The sequence below is a fragment of the Gordonia oleivorans genome (genome assembly GCF_040044975.1).
Lineage (GTDB): Bacteria > Actinomycetota > Actinomycetes > Mycobacteriales > Mycobacteriaceae > Gordonia > Gordonia oleivorans.
Genome location: NZ_JBDZDI010000001.1, coordinates 288,043 through 303,565 on the forward strand (window position 1 = coordinate 288,043; position 15,523 = coordinate 303,565).

At 66.8% G+C, this 15,523-nt stretch carries 13 protein-coding genes; 7 read left to right on the forward strand and 6 right to left on the reverse strand.

Features of this window, described 5'->3' with window-relative positions; genetic code table 11:
- Positions 1–125 precede the first annotated feature (125 nt).
- Complete coding sequence (locus ABLE92_RS01245; RefSeq protein ID WP_348803193.1) at positions 126–1,826, forward strand: fumarate hydratase; 1,701 nt, start codon at positions 126–128, stop codon at positions 1,824–1,826.
- 56 nt (positions 1,827–1,882) lie between these two features.
- On the opposite strand, the gene ABLE92_RS01250 is transcribed toward ABLE92_RS01245, so the two are convergent.
- A complete protein-coding gene (locus tag ABLE92_RS01250; RefSeq protein ID WP_348802692.1) occupies positions 1,883–2,842 on the reverse strand; it encodes a hypothetical protein in 960 nt (319 codons plus the stop codon).
- A 173-nt stretch (positions 2,843–3,015) separates the two neighbouring features.
- Between ABLE92_RS01250 and ABLE92_RS01255 the strand changes: the two genes are divergently transcribed.
- From ABLE92_RS01255 to ABLE92_RS01265, 3 genes are all read left to right on the forward strand, one after another.
- Positions 3,016–3,759, forward strand: coding sequence for a VIT1/CCC1 transporter family protein (locus tag ABLE92_RS01255; RefSeq protein ID WP_348802693.1), 744 nt, complete (start codon positions 3,016–3,018; stop codon positions 3,757–3,759).
- 105 nt (positions 3,760–3,864) lie between these two features.
- The gene (locus tag ABLE92_RS01260) at positions 3,865–5,280 is read left to right on the forward strand and encodes a class II fumarate hydratase (protein WP_348802694.1); all 1,416 of its coding nucleotides are present in this window, start codon (positions 3,865–3,867) and stop codon (positions 5,278–5,280) included.
- Positions 5,281–5,535: 255 nt separating this feature from the next.
- Positions 5,536–6,222, forward strand: coding sequence for a PIG-L deacetylase family protein (locus ABLE92_RS01265; protein ID WP_348802695.1), 687 nt, complete (start codon positions 5,536–5,538; stop codon positions 6,220–6,222).
- Between the two features lie 78 nt (positions 6,223–6,300).
- Here ABLE92_RS01265 and ABLE92_RS01270 read toward each other — a convergent pair whose 3' ends face one another.
- Positions 6,301–7,263 carry a L,D-transpeptidase family protein gene (locus tag ABLE92_RS01270; RefSeq protein ID WP_348802696.1) on the reverse strand — a complete coding sequence of 321 codons (963 nt, stop codon included), beginning with the start codon at positions 7,261–7,263 and terminating at the stop codon, positions 6,301–6,303.
- Between the two features lie 198 nt (positions 7,264–7,461).
- On the opposite strand from ABLE92_RS01270, the gene ABLE92_RS01275 reads away from it, so the two are divergent.
- The 3 genes from ABLE92_RS01275 to ABLE92_RS01285 all read left to right on the forward strand — a co-directional run bounded on the left by ABLE92_RS01275 (position 7,462) and on the right by ABLE92_RS01285 (position 11,431).
- Positions 7,462–8,421 carry a phosphotriesterase family protein gene (locus ABLE92_RS01275; RefSeq protein WP_348802697.1) on the forward strand — a complete coding sequence of 320 codons (960 nt, stop codon included), beginning with the start codon at positions 7,462–7,464 and terminating at the stop codon, positions 8,419–8,421.
- A gap of 109 nt (positions 8,422–8,530) precedes the next feature.
- Complete coding sequence (locus tag ABLE92_RS01280) at positions 8,531–10,033, forward strand: class I adenylate-forming enzyme family protein (RefSeq protein WP_348802698.1); 1,503 nt, start codon at positions 8,531–8,533, stop codon at positions 10,031–10,033.
- A 147-nt stretch (positions 10,034–10,180) separates the two neighbouring features.
- The gene (locus ABLE92_RS01285; RefSeq protein WP_348802699.1) at positions 10,181–11,431 is read left to right on the forward strand and encodes an MCE family protein; all 1,251 of its coding nucleotides are present in this window, start codon (positions 10,181–10,183) and stop codon (positions 11,429–11,431) included.
- Here ABLE92_RS01285 and ABLE92_RS01290 read toward each other — a convergent pair whose 3' ends face one another.
- The 4 genes from ABLE92_RS01290 to ABLE92_RS01305 form a co-directional block, all read right to left on the reverse strand.
- Positions 11,432–12,151, reverse strand: coding sequence for a TetR/AcrR family transcriptional regulator (locus ABLE92_RS01290; RefSeq protein WP_348802701.1), 720 nt, complete (start codon positions 12,149–12,151; stop codon positions 11,432–11,434).
- Between the two features lie 106 nt (positions 12,152–12,257).
- Positions 12,258–13,307, reverse strand: coding sequence for a phosphotransferase family protein (locus ABLE92_RS01295; RefSeq protein ID WP_496560759.1), 1,050 nt, complete (start codon positions 13,305–13,307; stop codon positions 12,258–12,260).
- Between the two features lie 31 nt (positions 13,308–13,338).
- Positions 13,339–14,607, reverse strand: a complete 1,269-nt coding sequence (locus ABLE92_RS01300) for an acyl-CoA dehydrogenase family protein (protein ID WP_348802703.1) — start codon at positions 14,605–14,607, stop codon at positions 13,339–13,341.
- A 76-nt stretch (positions 14,608–14,683) separates the two neighbouring features.
- Positions 14,684–15,505: an SDR family oxidoreductase gene (locus tag ABLE92_RS01305; protein WP_348802704.1), complete on the reverse strand. Its 822-nt coding sequence runs from the start codon at positions 15,503–15,505 to the stop codon at positions 14,684–14,686.
- Positions 15,506–15,523: the final 18 nt, after the last annotated feature.

The following is a 15,523-nucleotide window of genomic DNA, read 5'->3' on the forward strand; positions in this document are numbered from 1 at the left end:
ACTGATGATGAGGCCACAATAGCCATCGCATGTGATCTGTGGCACACACATCCCCGCCTCCGCCGTTCGGAACGGGGCCGGCGGGCGCCCATTGCGACGCTGACCGGCCACGATAGAATCCGATGGTGAGCAAACCAGCCCTTGCTCCGGAGTTCCGCTATGCCGATTTGCTGCCCTCCGGCGCCGACGAGACCCCCTATCGCCTGATCACCACCGAGGGGGTGTCCACCGTCGACGTCGACGGTCACCGCTTCCTCAAGGTCGCCCCCGAGGCATTGCAGAGGCTGACCGCCGAGGCGATGCACGACATCAGCCACTACCTGCGTCCCGCGCACCTCGCCCAGTTGCGCAAGATCATCGACGACCCGGAGGCGTCGGGCAACGACCGCTTCGTCGCGCTCGACCTGCTCAAGAACGTCAACATCTCCGCCGGCGGCGTGCTGCCGATGTGCCAGGACACCGGCACCGCGATCGTGATGGGCAAGAAATCCGAGGGCGTGCTGACCGGAGCCGATGACGCGCAATGGATTTCGCGCGGGGTGTATGACGCCTACACCAAACTCAACCTGCGCTACTCCCAGCTGGCCCCGCTGACCACCTACGAGGAGCGCAACACCGGCACCAACCTGCCCGCACAGGTGGAGATCTATGCCACCGAGCAGGGACCGAAGGGCCCGGAGTACAAGTTCCTGTTCATGGCCAAGGGCGGCGGCTCGGCCAACAAGTCCTTCCTGTTCCAGGAGACCAAGGCCATCCTGAATCCCAAGCGCCTCTTGGAGTTTCTCGACGAGAAGATCCGTTCGCTGGGAACCGCGGCCTGCCCGCCGTATCACCTCGCCGTCGTCATCGGCGGCACCTCGGCCGAATTCGCGCTCAAGACCGCGAAGTACGCCTCCGCGCACTACCTCGACACCCTGCCCACCTCGGGTTCGATGTCGGCGCACGGCTTCCGCGACCTCGAACTCGAGGAGGAGGTGTTCAAGCTGACCCAATCCTTCGGTATCGGAGCACAATTCGGCGGCAAGTACTTCTGCCACGACGTCCGCGTCGTCCGCCTGCCGCGGCACGGCGCGTCGTGCCCCGTCGCCATCGCGGTCTCCTGCTCGGCCGACCGTCAGGCGCTCGGCAAGATCACCGCCGACGGCGTCTTCCTCGAGCAACTCGAAACCGACCCCGCCCACTACATGCCCGATGCCGGGGTCACCGAGGACATCGAGGGCGGTGAGGTCGTCGCGATCGACCTGAACCGGCCGATGCCGGAGATCCTCGCCGAATTGTCGAAGTATCCGGTCAAGACCCGCCTGTCGCTGACCGGTCCACTCGTCGTCGCCCGCGACATCGCGCACGCCAAGATCAAGGAACGTCTCGACGCCGGCGAACCGATGCCGGACTATCTGCGCGATCATCCCGTCTACTACGCGGGCCCGGCCAAGACCCCCGAGGGCATGGCGTCGGGCTCCTTCGGTCCGACCACCGCGGGCCGGATGGACTCCTACGTCGAGCAGTTCCAGGCGGCCGGCGGCTCGATGGTGATGCTGGCCAAGGGCAATCGCTCCAAGCAGGTCACCGACGCCTGCGCCACCCACGGCGGGTTCTACCTCGGCTCGATCGGCGGACCCGCCGCACGCCTGGCCCTGGACTGCATCAAGAGCCAGGAGGTCATCGAATACCCCGAGTTGGGGATGGAGGCCGTCTGGAAGATCGAGGTCGAGGACTTCCCCGCCTTCATCGTCGTCGACGACAAGGGCAACGACTTCTTCACCGATCCCGGTGGGGCCGTGACGGTTCCGCTGGGCGGGGTGCGGATTCGGTCCCGGGAACGCTGAACCCCGAGACAGCTGGAGCACAGTGCCGTAGATCGGTGCCAGTATGTGACACCGATCTACGGCACAGGTGGACACTCCGCACAGCGGACGACTGGTCCCCGCCAGCCGCGGGCATGCAGAGCGCGAGCGAGCTTCACCGCCGTGGCACATGGCCTTCCGAAAACCTGTCCCCACCCCAGACGCAGTGTCAACCGGCTCGCTGCCACCGCGGCATCGAGGTCCCGCTCGAGGTCACGGTCACGCGCCACCGGGCCGTCATGACCGAGCCGACCGTCGAGTTCGACGACGAGCCCCCAGTCCTCGTAGTCGACGTCGCGAAAGCCGTGCCGCCCTGCGGTTGTCGGAGCCTGCCGCTCCGGTGTGGGTAGGCCGTGTGCTCGTTCGATCCTCGTCAGGTAGCCATGCTCGAGAACCGAACACGTACCGTCACGAACATCGCGGAGGACGCCGGCGACGAACTCCCGCTTCGCCATGCGCGGCCTGCTCTCCAGCGCCGCGAGCAGTCGGTCCGCGGTTGTCCTGCGCGCACCCACCACATCGGCCAGGCAGGCGATGACGGCGGTGGTCGACGTGGCCTCGGCGACGACGTCGAGCACCGCCTCGTCGAGGCGGACGCGCGGTGGATGCGCATGCCACAACACCCTGTCATCGAGTCGTGAGCCGTAGTGGACGACGACGCCCGCGCGTCGGGTCACCCGACGGTGGCGGTCGACCAGGATGTGCACCGGCCCGCCGGCATTCGGCTCACCGTCGGAGATCGCGGACAGGTGACTCAATGCCGCCGGAAATGCGTCGAGCACGACGCTCCACGCCCGCTGCGTCCCGGTGATCGGCCCGGTGTGGTTGACGTAGACGCCCGGGTACACCGTCACCCACTCCCGGCGTCGTAGCTTTCGACGGAGAAACGCGGCGGAGAATCCGCACTCGACGACCTGCCTACGAGCAATGACACCGTCCTGCGCGACGAGCAGTTGGTCGAGACGAGTCGCATCGGGCTGGGTCACACGTGAGGTCACCGTCATGGACGCTCATTGTGGCCGTGTGAGACGAGGGTCGGCCCGCGCGTCGGCGTCCCTGTGGACAACGGCGCACCCCACCCTCGATCAGTGCCGTATGTAGGTGCCACCCCGTGACACCTGCGTACGGCACTGGGCTCTCGGCCACCCGATCGCCGCGACGCACGAGTAGCGTGAAGCGACGTCGTCCCATCCGAGGAAAGAAGCCTGAACTGAGTCGGTCGTCGTTCCTCACACGCGTCACCTCCCGGTGGGGCAGCATCGACGCCGACGCCGTGCGAACCCGGCTGGTCGACGTCAACGACGGCGTGATCGCGGTCGCCGGTATGGGACTCGGTCTGGCCGGCGCCGACGTCGCATCCCACACCACGTACGCGATCATCATCCTCAACACGGTGGTGGGAGCGCTCGCGGTCTTCGGCGTTCGCCTCGGCGAGGAGTTCGCCGGACTCGAAGCCGAGCAGGCCACGATCGCTCACGAGCAGCGACTGCTGGAACTCAGTCCCGACGAGGAACTCGCCGAGATGATCGAATGGTTCGAACACAAAGGCGTCAGCCCGGAGACATCGCGGACGGTGGCGGAAGAACTCTCCGCGGCCGACTCGTTGTCGACCCAGTTGGAGATCGAATACGGCATCCGCGAGCGGACGACGCCACGTCAGGCGTGGCAGGAATCGGTGATGGCGGGAGTCGGCTTCGCCCTGGGTGCGCTGATCCCGGCGTTCTTCGCCATCGTCACGCCGTGGCGCTGGCACGTCGGCTCGGTGATTCTGGCGATGATGGCATCCCTCGTCGTGACATCGGTGCTCCTTGCCCGATTGGGACATTCGGCGATCTGGCCCACGATTCTGCGATCGGTCATCGTGGGCGTCTCGGCATTGGGGATCTCCTATCTGCTCGGCGATCTACTGTTGTGACCAACAACCCGTTGTGACGAGCGGGTGGAGTTGGTTCTGCAGACGCTGAGTACGGTGGACCAAGGACACCCTTATCTCCCCGACGAAGCCGGAGGCATTGCAACCATGGCCGAGCAGCACCCCGCCGAACAGCAGTACCGCATCGAGCACGACACGATGGGCGAGGTCAAGGTGCCCGTCGACGCGCTGTGGCGGGCGCAGACCCAACGCGCGGTGGAGAACTTCCCGATCAGTCACCGGCCGCTCGAACGCACCCAGATCCGGGCGATGGGCTTGCTGAAGGCGGCATGCGCGCAGGTCAACAAGGATCTGGGGTTGCTCGACGCCACCAAGGCCGACGCGATCATCGCCGCGGCCAAGGAGATCGCCGACGGCAAGCATGACGACCAGTTCCCGATCGACGTGTTCCAGACCGGTTCGGGTACCAGCTCCAACATGAACACCAACGAGGTGATCGCCTCGATCGCGAAGGCCGCCGGCGTCGAAGTCCATCCCAACGACCACGTCAACATGTCTCAGTCGTCCAACGACACCTTCCCCACCGCCACCCATGTGGCCGCCACCGAGGCGGTGGTCAGCGACCTGATTCCGGCGCTGGATCATCTGCGGCTCGCCCTGTTGGCGAAGTCGGAGGAGTGGCGCGAGGTGGTCAAGAGTGGCCGCACCCACCTGATGGATGCGGTGCCGGTGACCCTCGGCCAGGAATTCGGCGGGTACGCACGACAGGTCGAGGCCGGCATGGAGCGTCTCACCGCGACCCTGCCGCGCGTCGGTGAACTGCCGATCGGCGGGACCGCCGTGGGTACCGGCCTCAATGCGCCCGCCGGATTCGGCACCAAGGTCGTCGCCGAACTCCGCAATCTCACCGACGTCGACGCCCTCGCGCTGGCGAAGGACAACTTCGAGGCGCAGGCCGCGCGTGACGGCCTCGTCGAGTTGTCCGGTCAGCTCAAGACGGTGGCGGTGTCGTTGACCAAGATCGCCAACGATGTCCGCTGGATGGGCTCCGGTCCGCTGACCGGCCTCGGCGAGATCCATCTGCCGGACCTGCAGCCCGGCAGCTCGATCATGCCCGGCAAGGTGAATCCGGTTCTGCCCGAGGCGGTGACGCAGGTCGCGGCACAGGTCATCGGCAACGACGCCGCGGTCACCTGGGGCGGCGGCAACGGCGCCTTCGAACTCAACGTCTACATCCCGATGATGGCCCGCAACGTGCTCGAGTCACTGAAGCTGCTCGCCAACGTCTCCCGGATCTTCGCCGATCGGTGCATCAGCGGACTCACCGCAAACACCGAGCATCTCAAAACCCTGGCCGAGAGTTCGCCGTCGATCGTGACACCACTGAACAGCGCGATCGGCTATGAGGAAGCGGCCGCGGTCGCCAAGCAGGCCCTCAAGGAGCACAAGACGATTCGGCAGACGGTCATCGATCGCGGACTGATCGGTGAGAATCTCAGCGAGGCCGAACTCGACAAGCGCCTCGACGTGCTCAAGATGGCCAATCTGGATCGGGAGCGCTGACCCGACCCCGAGCCCGACGAGGCGTGGGGGCGCCCGGATGGGGCGCCCCCCGGTCCTCGGCCCGGCTCGAACGGGCTACCACCCTCACCAACTGCGGGCGCCGTCATCCGGTGGCCACGGCGCCTTGGGCGAGGCCGAAACGAGAGTAGCGGACCGGCCGCGCGCGGTTTCGAGCGGTTTTCGTGGCGGTGCTCCTCATCGGGGGCATCGCTCATCGGGGGCATCACGGTGGGTGGCCCGCTGTAAGGTCGGTCCATGTCCACCCTCTCCGATTTTCCCGAGGACTGGCACACCGCACTGGTGCTCGTCGCCCATCCCGACGACCCCGAGTACGGGATCGCCGCCGCCGTACGCCGATGGACCGACGAGGGCAAGCACGTCGTCTACGCGCTCGCCTCGAGCGGCGAAAAGGGGATCGCCGGAATGGATCCCGCCGAGGCCGGCCCGCTCCGCGAGAATGAACAACGAATCTCGGCGGCGATCGTCGGGGTCGACGAGGTCGAATTCTGGGGGTACCCCGACAGCGACATCCGCAACAGCGCGACCCTGCGCGCGACCATCGCCGACGCCATCCGCCGTATTCGTCCCGACCTCATCGTGTCGCTCTACGGCGGCACGCACTGGGCCCCCGATGCACCCAATCAGCCCGACCACATCGAGTTCTCGGCCGCGGTCCGCGAGGCATTCTCGGCGTTGGAGCAGGCCGATCGACCGCGGTGGTTGTTCGAGAACGGTCCTGATGCCACGCACGCCGTCCCGGTGAGCGCTACCGACATCGACTCCGCGATCCGGGCTCTGGCGGCCCACCGCGTCTATCTGGAAGTCCTCGATCCCGACACGCCGGTCGCCGAGCAGGCCCGCGCACAGGTCGATCAGATGACCGCCGCCCGACCGGACTACGACGGCCGCCGCGCGGTGGGATTCGCAGCGAAGCTGTTGTGACACAGTGCGATACACGCAGCGACGCCGCCGATCATCACGATCGACGGCGTCACCTCGTCACCGATGAGTCTGTGTGCGTTATCCACCCGCTCCCAGCAGCGCCGGCAGCAGTCCGACGAGCTGACCGAGCAACTGGGTCAACGCATTCGAGCCGAGGTCACTGGTACCGGGGGTGGTGGTACCCGGAGTCGTCGTTCCCGGAGTGGTCGTACCCGGAGTCGTCGTACCCGGCGTGGTCACCGCGGGCGCGGTGCCGGTCGGTGCTCCCTGGTTCACGCCGATGGTGATCTTGGGACGTTTGGCCGGGTCGAGCCAGACGAGGATGTTGCGCAGCACCTCCTTGTCGATGGCCACACATCCCATCGTCGGTTCGCCGGTGCTGGCGTGCAGGAAGATCGCCGACGCCTTGCCCGGGATACGCTGCGGGTTGGACGCGATGTTCACCGCGTAGTCGTAGGCCGCGCCGGAGTTGTACAGGTTCTCACTGTCACCGCCGGGGCTCTGCACCTGGCGTACGTGGGTGTTGTAGGTCGGCGACTTCATGTCCGAGTCCCACCAGTCCTGGGTGTCGGTCTTGAAGTACGGCATTTTGGTGCCCGGGTTGGCCAGTCGCCCGAAGGCCTGATCCAGGGCGAAGGTGCCCTCCGGCGTCCGGTAGACATTGTCGGCCGCCTGACCCATTCCGAGTTCGCCGAGGTAGGCCTTCGTCGGCCCGAAGACCGGCTTCCACGTTCCGCTCGCATCCTTCTCGAACGCGGTGAGTGTGCCGGTCTCGTCGCTCGCATTCGGAGCGGTGACCACGATCATCTGGCTGGTGTCACCGGAGGTCGCGCCGTCGCCGGAACCACTACCCGACAACGTGTTCAGAATCCCGTCGACCTCGGGGATACCGGTCTGCGGAATGCTGATCCCCCCGGGCAGCGTGGCACCGGCACCCGGCGTCGTCGTGGGTGTCGTGGTTTCCGGTGCGGCGACCGCGTGGCCGGCTCCACCGGCGAGCGCGGCGAACAGCGCAATCACCAGTAGTCCCAAAAACCTCATTCGCCTCATCAGTAACTTCTGCACCACACCAGTGTGACAAAAGGCAAGAGGCGTTGAGTCTCGCGATGGTCACGGTGCGGCATGAATCCGATCACCCATGCCCTTGAACTTGAACTCACACTCAATTACGCTGGCCTGACCGTGACGCAGACCACATTCGGACGTCGCGGGGATACCGCTCGCAGCGAAGGGAAGCGCATGTCCGCCGTCAACACCGTCACCGGCACCATCGACTCGGCCGATCTCGGCCGCACGCTGATCCACGAACACGTCTTCGTGCTCGGTGAGGAGTTCCGCGAGAACTACCAGTACGACTGGGACGAGGAGCAGAAGATCGCCGAGGCCGTGCGTGACCTCACCGAACTCAAGTCCCTCGGCATCGACACGATCTTCGATCCGACCGTGCTCGGCCTCGGCCGCTACATCCCCCGCATCCAGCGCATCGCCGAACAGATCGACCTCAACATCGTCGTCGCCACCGGCGTCTACACCTACAACGACGTCCCGTTCCAGTTCCACTACACCGGCCCGGGCCTGCTTTTCGACGTCGACGAGCCGCTGGTCACCTACTTCGTCACCGACCTGACCAAGGGAATCGCCGACACCGGCGTCCGCGCCGCCTTCCTGAAATGCGCCATCGAGGAACCCGGCCTGACGCCCGGCGTCGAACGCGTCATGCGGGCCGTCGGGCAGGCCAGTGTGCAGACCGGTGCGCCGATCACCGTGCACACCAACCCGCACACCGAGTCGGGCCTGGTCGCCCAACGCGTCCTCGCCGAGGAGGGCGCCGACCTCACCAAGGTGGTCATCGGCCACTCCGGCGACAGCACCGACCTCGACTATCTGATGAAGATCGCCGACGCCGGGTCGATTCTCGGGATGGACCGGTTCGGCCTCGACGTCCTGCTGCCCTTCGACGACCGCATCAACACCATCGTCGAGCTCGTCAAGCGCGGCTACGCCGACCGCATCGGCCTCGCCCACGACGCATCCTGCTTCATCGACTGGTTCGACCCGGAGGACAAGCGGAAAGTGGTGCCCAAGTGGAACTTCCGGCACATCAGTGAGGACGTGCTACCGGCATTGCGCGAACGCGGTGTCACCGACGAACAGATCACCACCATGCTCGTCGACGTCCCACGCCGCTACTTCGAATGAGCCACGCGATCACCCACTCCCCGACCCCACCCGATGAAGGAACATCCCTGATGGCCAACCCCGTTGCCGCACGGTCTCACCGGCCACACCCTCGAGAAGGAGAGCACTGATGGCCAACCCCGTTGCCGCACTGTGGCGCGGCGCCGAGCACCACCCCGACCGCATCGCGGTGCGCAGCGGGGCACGCACCCTCACCTACGCCGAACTGGTCGATCACATCGCGTGTGCAGCAGCCGATTTCCGAAGCAGAGGCGTCACCCCCGGCGACCGCGTCCTGCTCATCGCTCCGACGATCCCGGAGTTCGCCATCACCTACTATGCCCTGCACACCGTCGGCGCCACCGTCATCACCGTGAATGTGATGTCCACGGCACCCGAGATCGAGTATGTGACAACCGATTCCGGGACCTCGATGATCGTGGCGTGGCAGGACTGCGCCGACGCCGCCCGCCGGGTCGCCGACTCGGCTGGCCTGCCGCTCGTCGTGGTCGAACCCTGTGAGAACACCGACACCGACACCGACCGGGTGAGCACCTATGTGGACCGGGATGACAACAGCACGGCGGTCATCCTCTACACCTCCGGCACCACCGGCCGACCCAAGGGTGCGCAGCTCAGTGTCGCGAACGTCGATGCCGCACCACAGGCCTTCCGCCCCGCCCTGCGACTGGGCGAACAGGAACGCTGGGCCACCGCCCTCCCACTGTTCCACTGCTTCGGTCAGGTGGTCGTCATGCACGGCGCACTCACCTGGGGCGGCACTCTGTCGCTGCTGAGCCCGTTCTCGCCGCGCGAGTTCATGGATCGCCTGCGCGACGAGCAGATCACCATCGCGTGCGGGGTGCCGACGATGTGGAATGCCATGCTGCACGTCACCACCGGCTACCGCCCGGACGACTTCACGCATCTGCGGCTCGCCTGCTCGGGTGGAGCGTCGTTGCCCGGCGAGGTGATCCGCGCCTTCGAGGAGCGCTTCGGTTGTTCCATCCTCGAGGGTTACGGACTCACCGAGACCGCGGGTACCGCAACGTTCCGCAACCTGGACGGACCGGCCAAGGTCGGCACGGTCGGTACCCCCCTACCCGGATTCCGCATCGAGGTGCGCGACCCCGAGGGCCGGGTGGTGCCCGACGGCCAGGTCGGTGAGATCGTCATCTCCGGCCCGACCGTGATGACCGGCTACTGGAACCGACCCGAGGCCACCGCGGCCGACCTCGTCGACGGCTGGCTCAAGACCGGCGATCTCGGATCGATGGACGCCGACGGCGACGTCCGAATCGTCGACCGCGCCAAGGACCTGATCATCCGGGGTGGGTACAACGTCTATCCCCGCGAGGTCGAGGAGGTGCTCTACGAACACCCGGATATCGTCGAGGTGGCCGTGATCGGCGTTCCCGACGATCATTACGGCGAGGAGATCGCGGCGGTGATCGCGCCGCGTCCGGGCACCGAGATCGACATCGAGGCGTTGCGTTCCTGGGCCAAGGAACGGCTGTCGGCGTACAAGGTGCCGCGGATCATCCACTGTGTGGACGCGCTGCCGAAGGGCGCGACCGGCAAGATCCTGAAACGGGCCATCGACCGGGATCCCCTGAGCGCCACGGTGAGGTGACGCGCCACAGCGATCGGTGAGTGTGGCCGCCGCTACTGTGCGAGTCGGTGCGCGGCCACATCACCGAGCCCTTCCCCACCGAACTGACCGACGAGTAGGGTTACCGAGTCCCGGTCGGGGACAGGAAGGGTCGGGTCCCCGCGGCACATGCCACCTCTCAGTCGTCTTGCGCGCCTCCAGATTGCGGCGATTCTCATCATCGGGCTCGCCGTGAGCGTGTTCGCCGGAATCCGGTATGTGCATCTCAATCGACTGGCCGGCATCGGGGTCTACACCGTCACCGCGTCGCTCCCGGACTCCGGTGGCATCTTCACCAACGCCGAGGTGACCTACCTCGGCGTACCGGTCGGGCGGGTGGGTGACCTGCGGTTGACCGCCGACGGCGTCGACGTGGAGATGATCCTCGACTCCTCGGCCCCACAGGTCCCCGCATCGTCGGTGGCGGTGGTGGCCAACCGTTCGGCCATCGGCGAGCAGTACATCGATCTGCAACCCGCCGCGATCGACGGCGAATATCTCACCGATGGGGCGTCGGTCACGCGATCGTCGGTACCGCCTCGCCTCGAGGATGTGGTGTCGTCGGCGATCGATCTCACCTCGTCGATCCCGCTCGATGACCTGCACACCGTGATCACCGAGCTGGGTACGGCCTTCGCCGGGCAACACGAGAACCTCCCGCGACTGGTCGATTCGCTGTCGGCGCTGGCCGCCGCCGGTGCCGACAATCTGCCGCAGACCATCGGGCTGATCCGTGACGCCGACGTCGCGCTGGCCACCCAGGAGGATCAGGCCGACGCGATTCTCACGTGGTCACGCGGACTCGACGTCGTCACCGCGACCCTGGCGACCGCCGATCCCGACCTGCGGCGACTGTTGACGACCGGTTCGGCCTCGGCCACCGAGATCTCTGCCCTCGTGCAGAACAACGGTGACGACCTCGCGACCGTGGTCCGTCAGCTCGCCGACACCGCGCGCACCATCGAACCGGCCACCTACACCACGGCGACCACCTTTTCACTGCTGTCGTTGTTGTCCGGTGGCGCCCACTCCCCCGCCCCCGGGGATGGTCAGATCCACTTCGGCATCGTGCTCGAGACCAACAATCCGCCGGCATGCACCCGGGGATACGAGAGCACGCAGCGCATGATCGACGAGATCAAGCGCACGAACCCGCAGTTCGACATCCGCTACGACGATTTCCCGTTCAACACCGACGCCCATTGCGATGTGCCGCTGGGCAATCCGACGGGAGTGCGTGGCGCCGCCCGCACCGTCTACGCCGATCCCGATACCGCGCAGCCGTGGGATGCCACCCCCAAGAAGGATCCGGACAAGCTCAACCTCACTCCGCTGGCGCAGCAACTGGCGACGCTGATGGGTGTGCGTCCCGTCCGCTGATCACCGCGTGTCGGGATGATTCAGCCCGATCGCATTGGCCCACAGCCGGGTTGCGGTGAACACGAGCTGGTCCATGTCGGCGCCTCCCGTGTCCGGGCTGTCCGGGCCCTCCGTGTCCGGGTCGACTCCGACGGCGAACGCCTGATAGGCCATTCGAGAAACCATGCCCGAGAGCGCACTTGCCGCCGCGAGCGGATCGAGGTCGGGGTCGGCGAGGCCGCGTTCCTGGAGTTCGGCGACGTGCCGTGCATTGCGCAGGGCGAAGACCTGTCCGCGCGCACGGCGCTTCTCGCGGAACTCGGGGATGTTGGCCGACACCTGCTCGAGCACGAGCCGCAGTTTCGCATTGCGTTTGTACGCCTCGAAGTAGGCGCGGTTGGCCGCCTCGAGGACGGCGATCGGATCGTCCTGCTGTCCCGGCTCGACGTGCGGATAGCCCGGATGCAGCATGTCCTCGTGCGCGAGGGCCAACACCGCGTCGAGGATCTCTTCCTTGCTGTCGAAGTAGGTGTAGAAGGTGCCGGTCGAACACTTCGCCTCGGCGGTGATGTCGGTCAGCCGCGCATCCGAGAAGCCGTCGCGTTCAAAGATCCGGCGAGCCGCCGCGATCAGCGCCGACCGGGTCCGCTCACCGCGGGCGGTGACCGGCGGTGCCTTGTCGGCCTGCGTCACCGCCAGCGGCGGCAGCGGATCACGATCGGTGGTCTCGCGTGCGGTCATGACGTCATCATCTCAGGCCCGAGGCCGAATTCACATTCATGACCTGTCCCCTGTCATCCATGTACTGCCCGTGTCGTCACAGCCGGTGTCGTCACAGCCGGTGTCGTCACAGCCCGGCGGCGTCGGCGACGGTTGTCGCCTTGGCGACGAGTCCGTCGATCACCGTCGTGGTCGGTACACCCGAGGCGGCGCGGTTGCCGGGGTTGTCCTGTGCGCGCCGGAGTACGCCCTCGGCGATGATGGCCACCTTCCACAATCCGAGCGCATGCCAGAATCGCAGGGCCTGGGCGTCGCGGCCGGTGCGCTCGAGGTAGCAGGCCGCCAATCGGTCTCGGTCCGGGAAGCCGTCGAGCAGTTCGACCGGCGCGGCGCTGAGCGGCGCCTCCCCGGGTGCCGGCCAGTACGCGAGGGTGCTGCCGATGTCGGCGAGCGGATCACCGAGGGTGGACAGTTCCCAGTCGAGTGCCGCGCGGACGTGCCCGTCGCCCGGGTCGACCATGACGTTGCGAATATGGAAGTCGCCGTGCACCAATCGGGTTTCGCGTTGTTCGGGAATGTTCGCCGACAGCCGCGCGGTCAGCGCGTCGAGTTCGGGGACCTCCCGCGTCTTCGACTTCTCCCACTGTGCACTCCACCGCTTCAGTTGTCGTGCGGCATAGGGTTTGTGACTCGCCAGATCCGACAGGCCCACCGTGTCGATGTCGACGGCATGGATTTTCGCCAGCGTGGCCACCATCGACTCGCCGACGGCGGACCGTGTTGCCGGCGACAGTGCCGTCGCCTTGTCCATCGAGTCCAGGACGACGCCGTCGACGAACTCCATCACCACCAGCGGTACCGGGGCGACGGCCGCGTCGTCGCATACTCCGAGGATGTGCGGCACCGGAACGTCGGTGGTGGACAACGCCGACAGTATCCGTGCCTCGCGGACCACGTCATGGGCCGACGCCAGCAGATTGCCCACCGGCGGTCGACGCAGCACCCACTTCGCGCCGGCCTCGTCGGCGAGCAGGTAGGTGAGATTCGACTGGCCGAAACCGACTCGCGTGCAAGTCGATTCACCCTGCGGTTCGACCCCGATGCCACCGAGCCAGGCGGCCAGGGCGGCGGCGTCGACCTCCGGGATGACCGACAGCCCCGAGGCCGGCGCACTCACGTCACTCACTGGGATTCCTTCCCGACGGTGCTCAGTACCGCGCCGAGAGCGCGTCGTCGGACACCCCGGCCACCGTCTCGGGCACCGTGGCCGCGTCCCGGTAGCTGCGGAGTTCGCGACGGGCGATGGCCCGCTTGTGCACCTCGTCGGGACCGTCGGCCAGCCGCAGGGTGCGGATGTGCGCGTACGCCATGGCGAGCGGGAAGTCGTCGGTGACGCCACCGCCGCCGTGCACCTGGATGGCCCGGTCGATGATCTTGAGCGCCATGTTCGGTGCGGCGACCTTGATGGCGGCGATCTCGGTGGCCGCGGCCTTGTTGCCGACGGTGTCCATCATGTAGGCGGCCTTGAGGGTGAGCAGACGCACCATCTCGATGTCGATGCGCGCCTCGGCAATCCAGTCCTGGATGTTGGCGCGGTCGGCGATCGGACGACCGAACGTGGTGCGTTCGGTGGCCCGCTTGCACATCAGTTCCAGGGCCCGTTCGGCCATGCCGATGGTCCGCATGCAGTGATGGATGCGGCCCGGCCCCAGCCGCGCCTGCGCGATGGCGAATCCCTCGCCTTCACCCTTGAGCACGTCGGTCGCCGGCACCCGGACATTGTCGAAGATCAACTCGCCGTGGCTTTCCCGGTCGACGTAGCCGAAGACCGGAAGGTTGCGCACGATGGTGAGTCCCGGGGCATCCGACGGCACGACCATCATCGACTGCTGCCGGTGCGTCGGGGCACTCGGGTCGGTCTTGCCCATCACGATGAGCACCGTGCAGTCCGGGCGAACGGCGTTGGAGGCGAACCACTTCCGTCCGTTGAGGACGTACTCGTCGCCGTCGCGGACCATCTGCAGTTCGATGTTGGTGGCATCCGAGCTCGCCACCGCGGGTTCGGTCATGGCGAAGGCCGATGCGATCTCGCCGTCGAGGAGGGGCTGCAGGTACTTCTTCTTGTGCTCGTCGGTGCCGAAGAGGGTGAGCACCTCCATGTTCCCGGTATCGGGGGCGTTGCAGTTGAACACCTCCGACGCCCAGCCGACCCGGCCCATGATCTCGGCGAGGTGCGCGTACTCCAGATTGCTCAGCCCCGGCCCCCATTCCGCATGCGGGTGGAACAAGTTCCAGAGTCCGTCGGCCTTCGCCTTCTGCTTCAGCTCGATCAGAATGTCCGGTGTCGCATGGGGATTCGACGACTCGCGCATCTGCTGCTCATAGACCGCCTCGTTCGGATAGACGTAGGCGTCCATGAAGGCGAGCAGCTTCTGCCGGTACTCCTCGGCGCGCGGTGAGGGCTCGAACAAGGTCATTGTTCCTCCTGGTAGGGAAAAGGGTAGAAGGGTGGGGTCAGAGATCTCAAAATCGGGGATCTCACAATCGGGGATCTCACGAATCGGCGGTCGCGAGCAGCGACTGCTGGAAGCGGCGCATTCCGCGCAGCCACCGGTCATAGTCGGATCCCTTGTGCCGGTACATCTCCAGCACCTCCGGATGCGGCAGGATCAGGAAGTGTTCGGCGGCGATGGCGGCCAGCACGACGTCGGCGACGTCGTCGGCGTCGAGGACCGCGCCGGCGGTCTCCACGGCGCGCTGCATGAGACGTTCACCGGCATCGTCGCCGCCGGCGTCGGGACGCAGGAGTTTGGTGTCGACGCCCATCGGGCACAGGCAGCTCACCCGGACACCGGCGTCACCGTAGGTGGCGCTGAGCCATTCGGCGAATCCGACCGCGGCGTGCTTGGTCACCGAGTACGTCGCCGATCCGAGCTGGGTCAGCAGGCCCGCGGCCGATGCGGTGCTGACGAAGTAGCCGCTGCCCCGCCCGGTCCATTCGGGGACGAGGCGCCGTGCGGCGCGGATGTGCGCCATCAGGTTGACGTCGATGACGGTGGCCCAGTCGGCGTCGGTGGCGTCGAGACCGGACTTGCCGCCGATGCCGGCGTTGGCGAAGTACATGTCGACCGGGCCGAATGACGCCTCGGCGGCGGCGATGGCCTCGTCGATGTGGGCGTCACTGGCGGCGTCCCCGGAGACCGCGATCGCCGACCCACCGTCGGCCGTGATCGCGGCGGCGGTGGCGGCGACCGCGTCGGCATCGAGGTCGGTGACCACCACGCGCGCACCGGCCCGACTCAAGCCCTTCGCGATCGCTCCCCCGATACCGCCGCCCGCTCCGGTGACGATGGCGACTGTGTTCTGGATCTCCATGAACCGACCGTACTTGAA

What these genes read in the sequence shown, in the direction of transcription:
- ABLE92_RS01260 (WP_348802694.1), top strand. Translation starts at nt 3,865, where the DNA reads ATGGCCGAGCAGCACCCCGCCGAACAGCAGTACCGCATCGAGCACGAC.
- ABLE92_RS01265 (WP_348802695.1), top strand. Translation starts at nt 5,536, where the DNA reads ATGTCCACCCTCTCCGATTTTCCCGAGGACTGGCACACCGCACTGGTG.
- ABLE92_RS01270 (WP_348802696.1), bottom strand. Translation starts at nt 7,263, where the DNA reads ATGAGGTTTTTGGGACTACTGGTGATTGCGCTGTTCGCCGCGCTCGCC.
- ABLE92_RS01275 (WP_348802697.1), top strand. Translation starts at nt 7,462, where the DNA reads ATGTCCGCCGTCAACACCGTCACCGGCACCATCGACTCGGCCGATCTC.
- ABLE92_RS01280 (WP_348802698.1), top strand. Translation starts at nt 8,531, where the DNA reads ATGGCCAACCCCGTTGCCGCACTGTGGCGCGGCGCCGAGCACCACCCC.
- ABLE92_RS01285 (WP_348802699.1), top strand. Translation starts at nt 10,181, where the DNA reads ATGCCACCTCTCAGTCGTCTTGCGCGCCTCCAGATTGCGGCGATTCTC.
- ABLE92_RS01290 (WP_348802701.1), bottom strand. Translation starts at nt 12,151, where the DNA reads ATGACCGCACGCGAGACCACCGATCGTGATCCGCTGCCGCCGCTGGCG.
- ABLE92_RS01300 (WP_348802703.1), bottom strand. Translation starts at nt 14,607, where the DNA reads ATGACCTTGTTCGAGCCCTCACCGCGCGCCGAGGAGTACCGGCAGAAG.
- ABLE92_RS01305 (WP_348802704.1), bottom strand. Translation starts at nt 15,505, where the DNA reads ATGGAGATCCAGAACACAGTCGCCATCGTCACCGGAGCGGGCGGCGGT.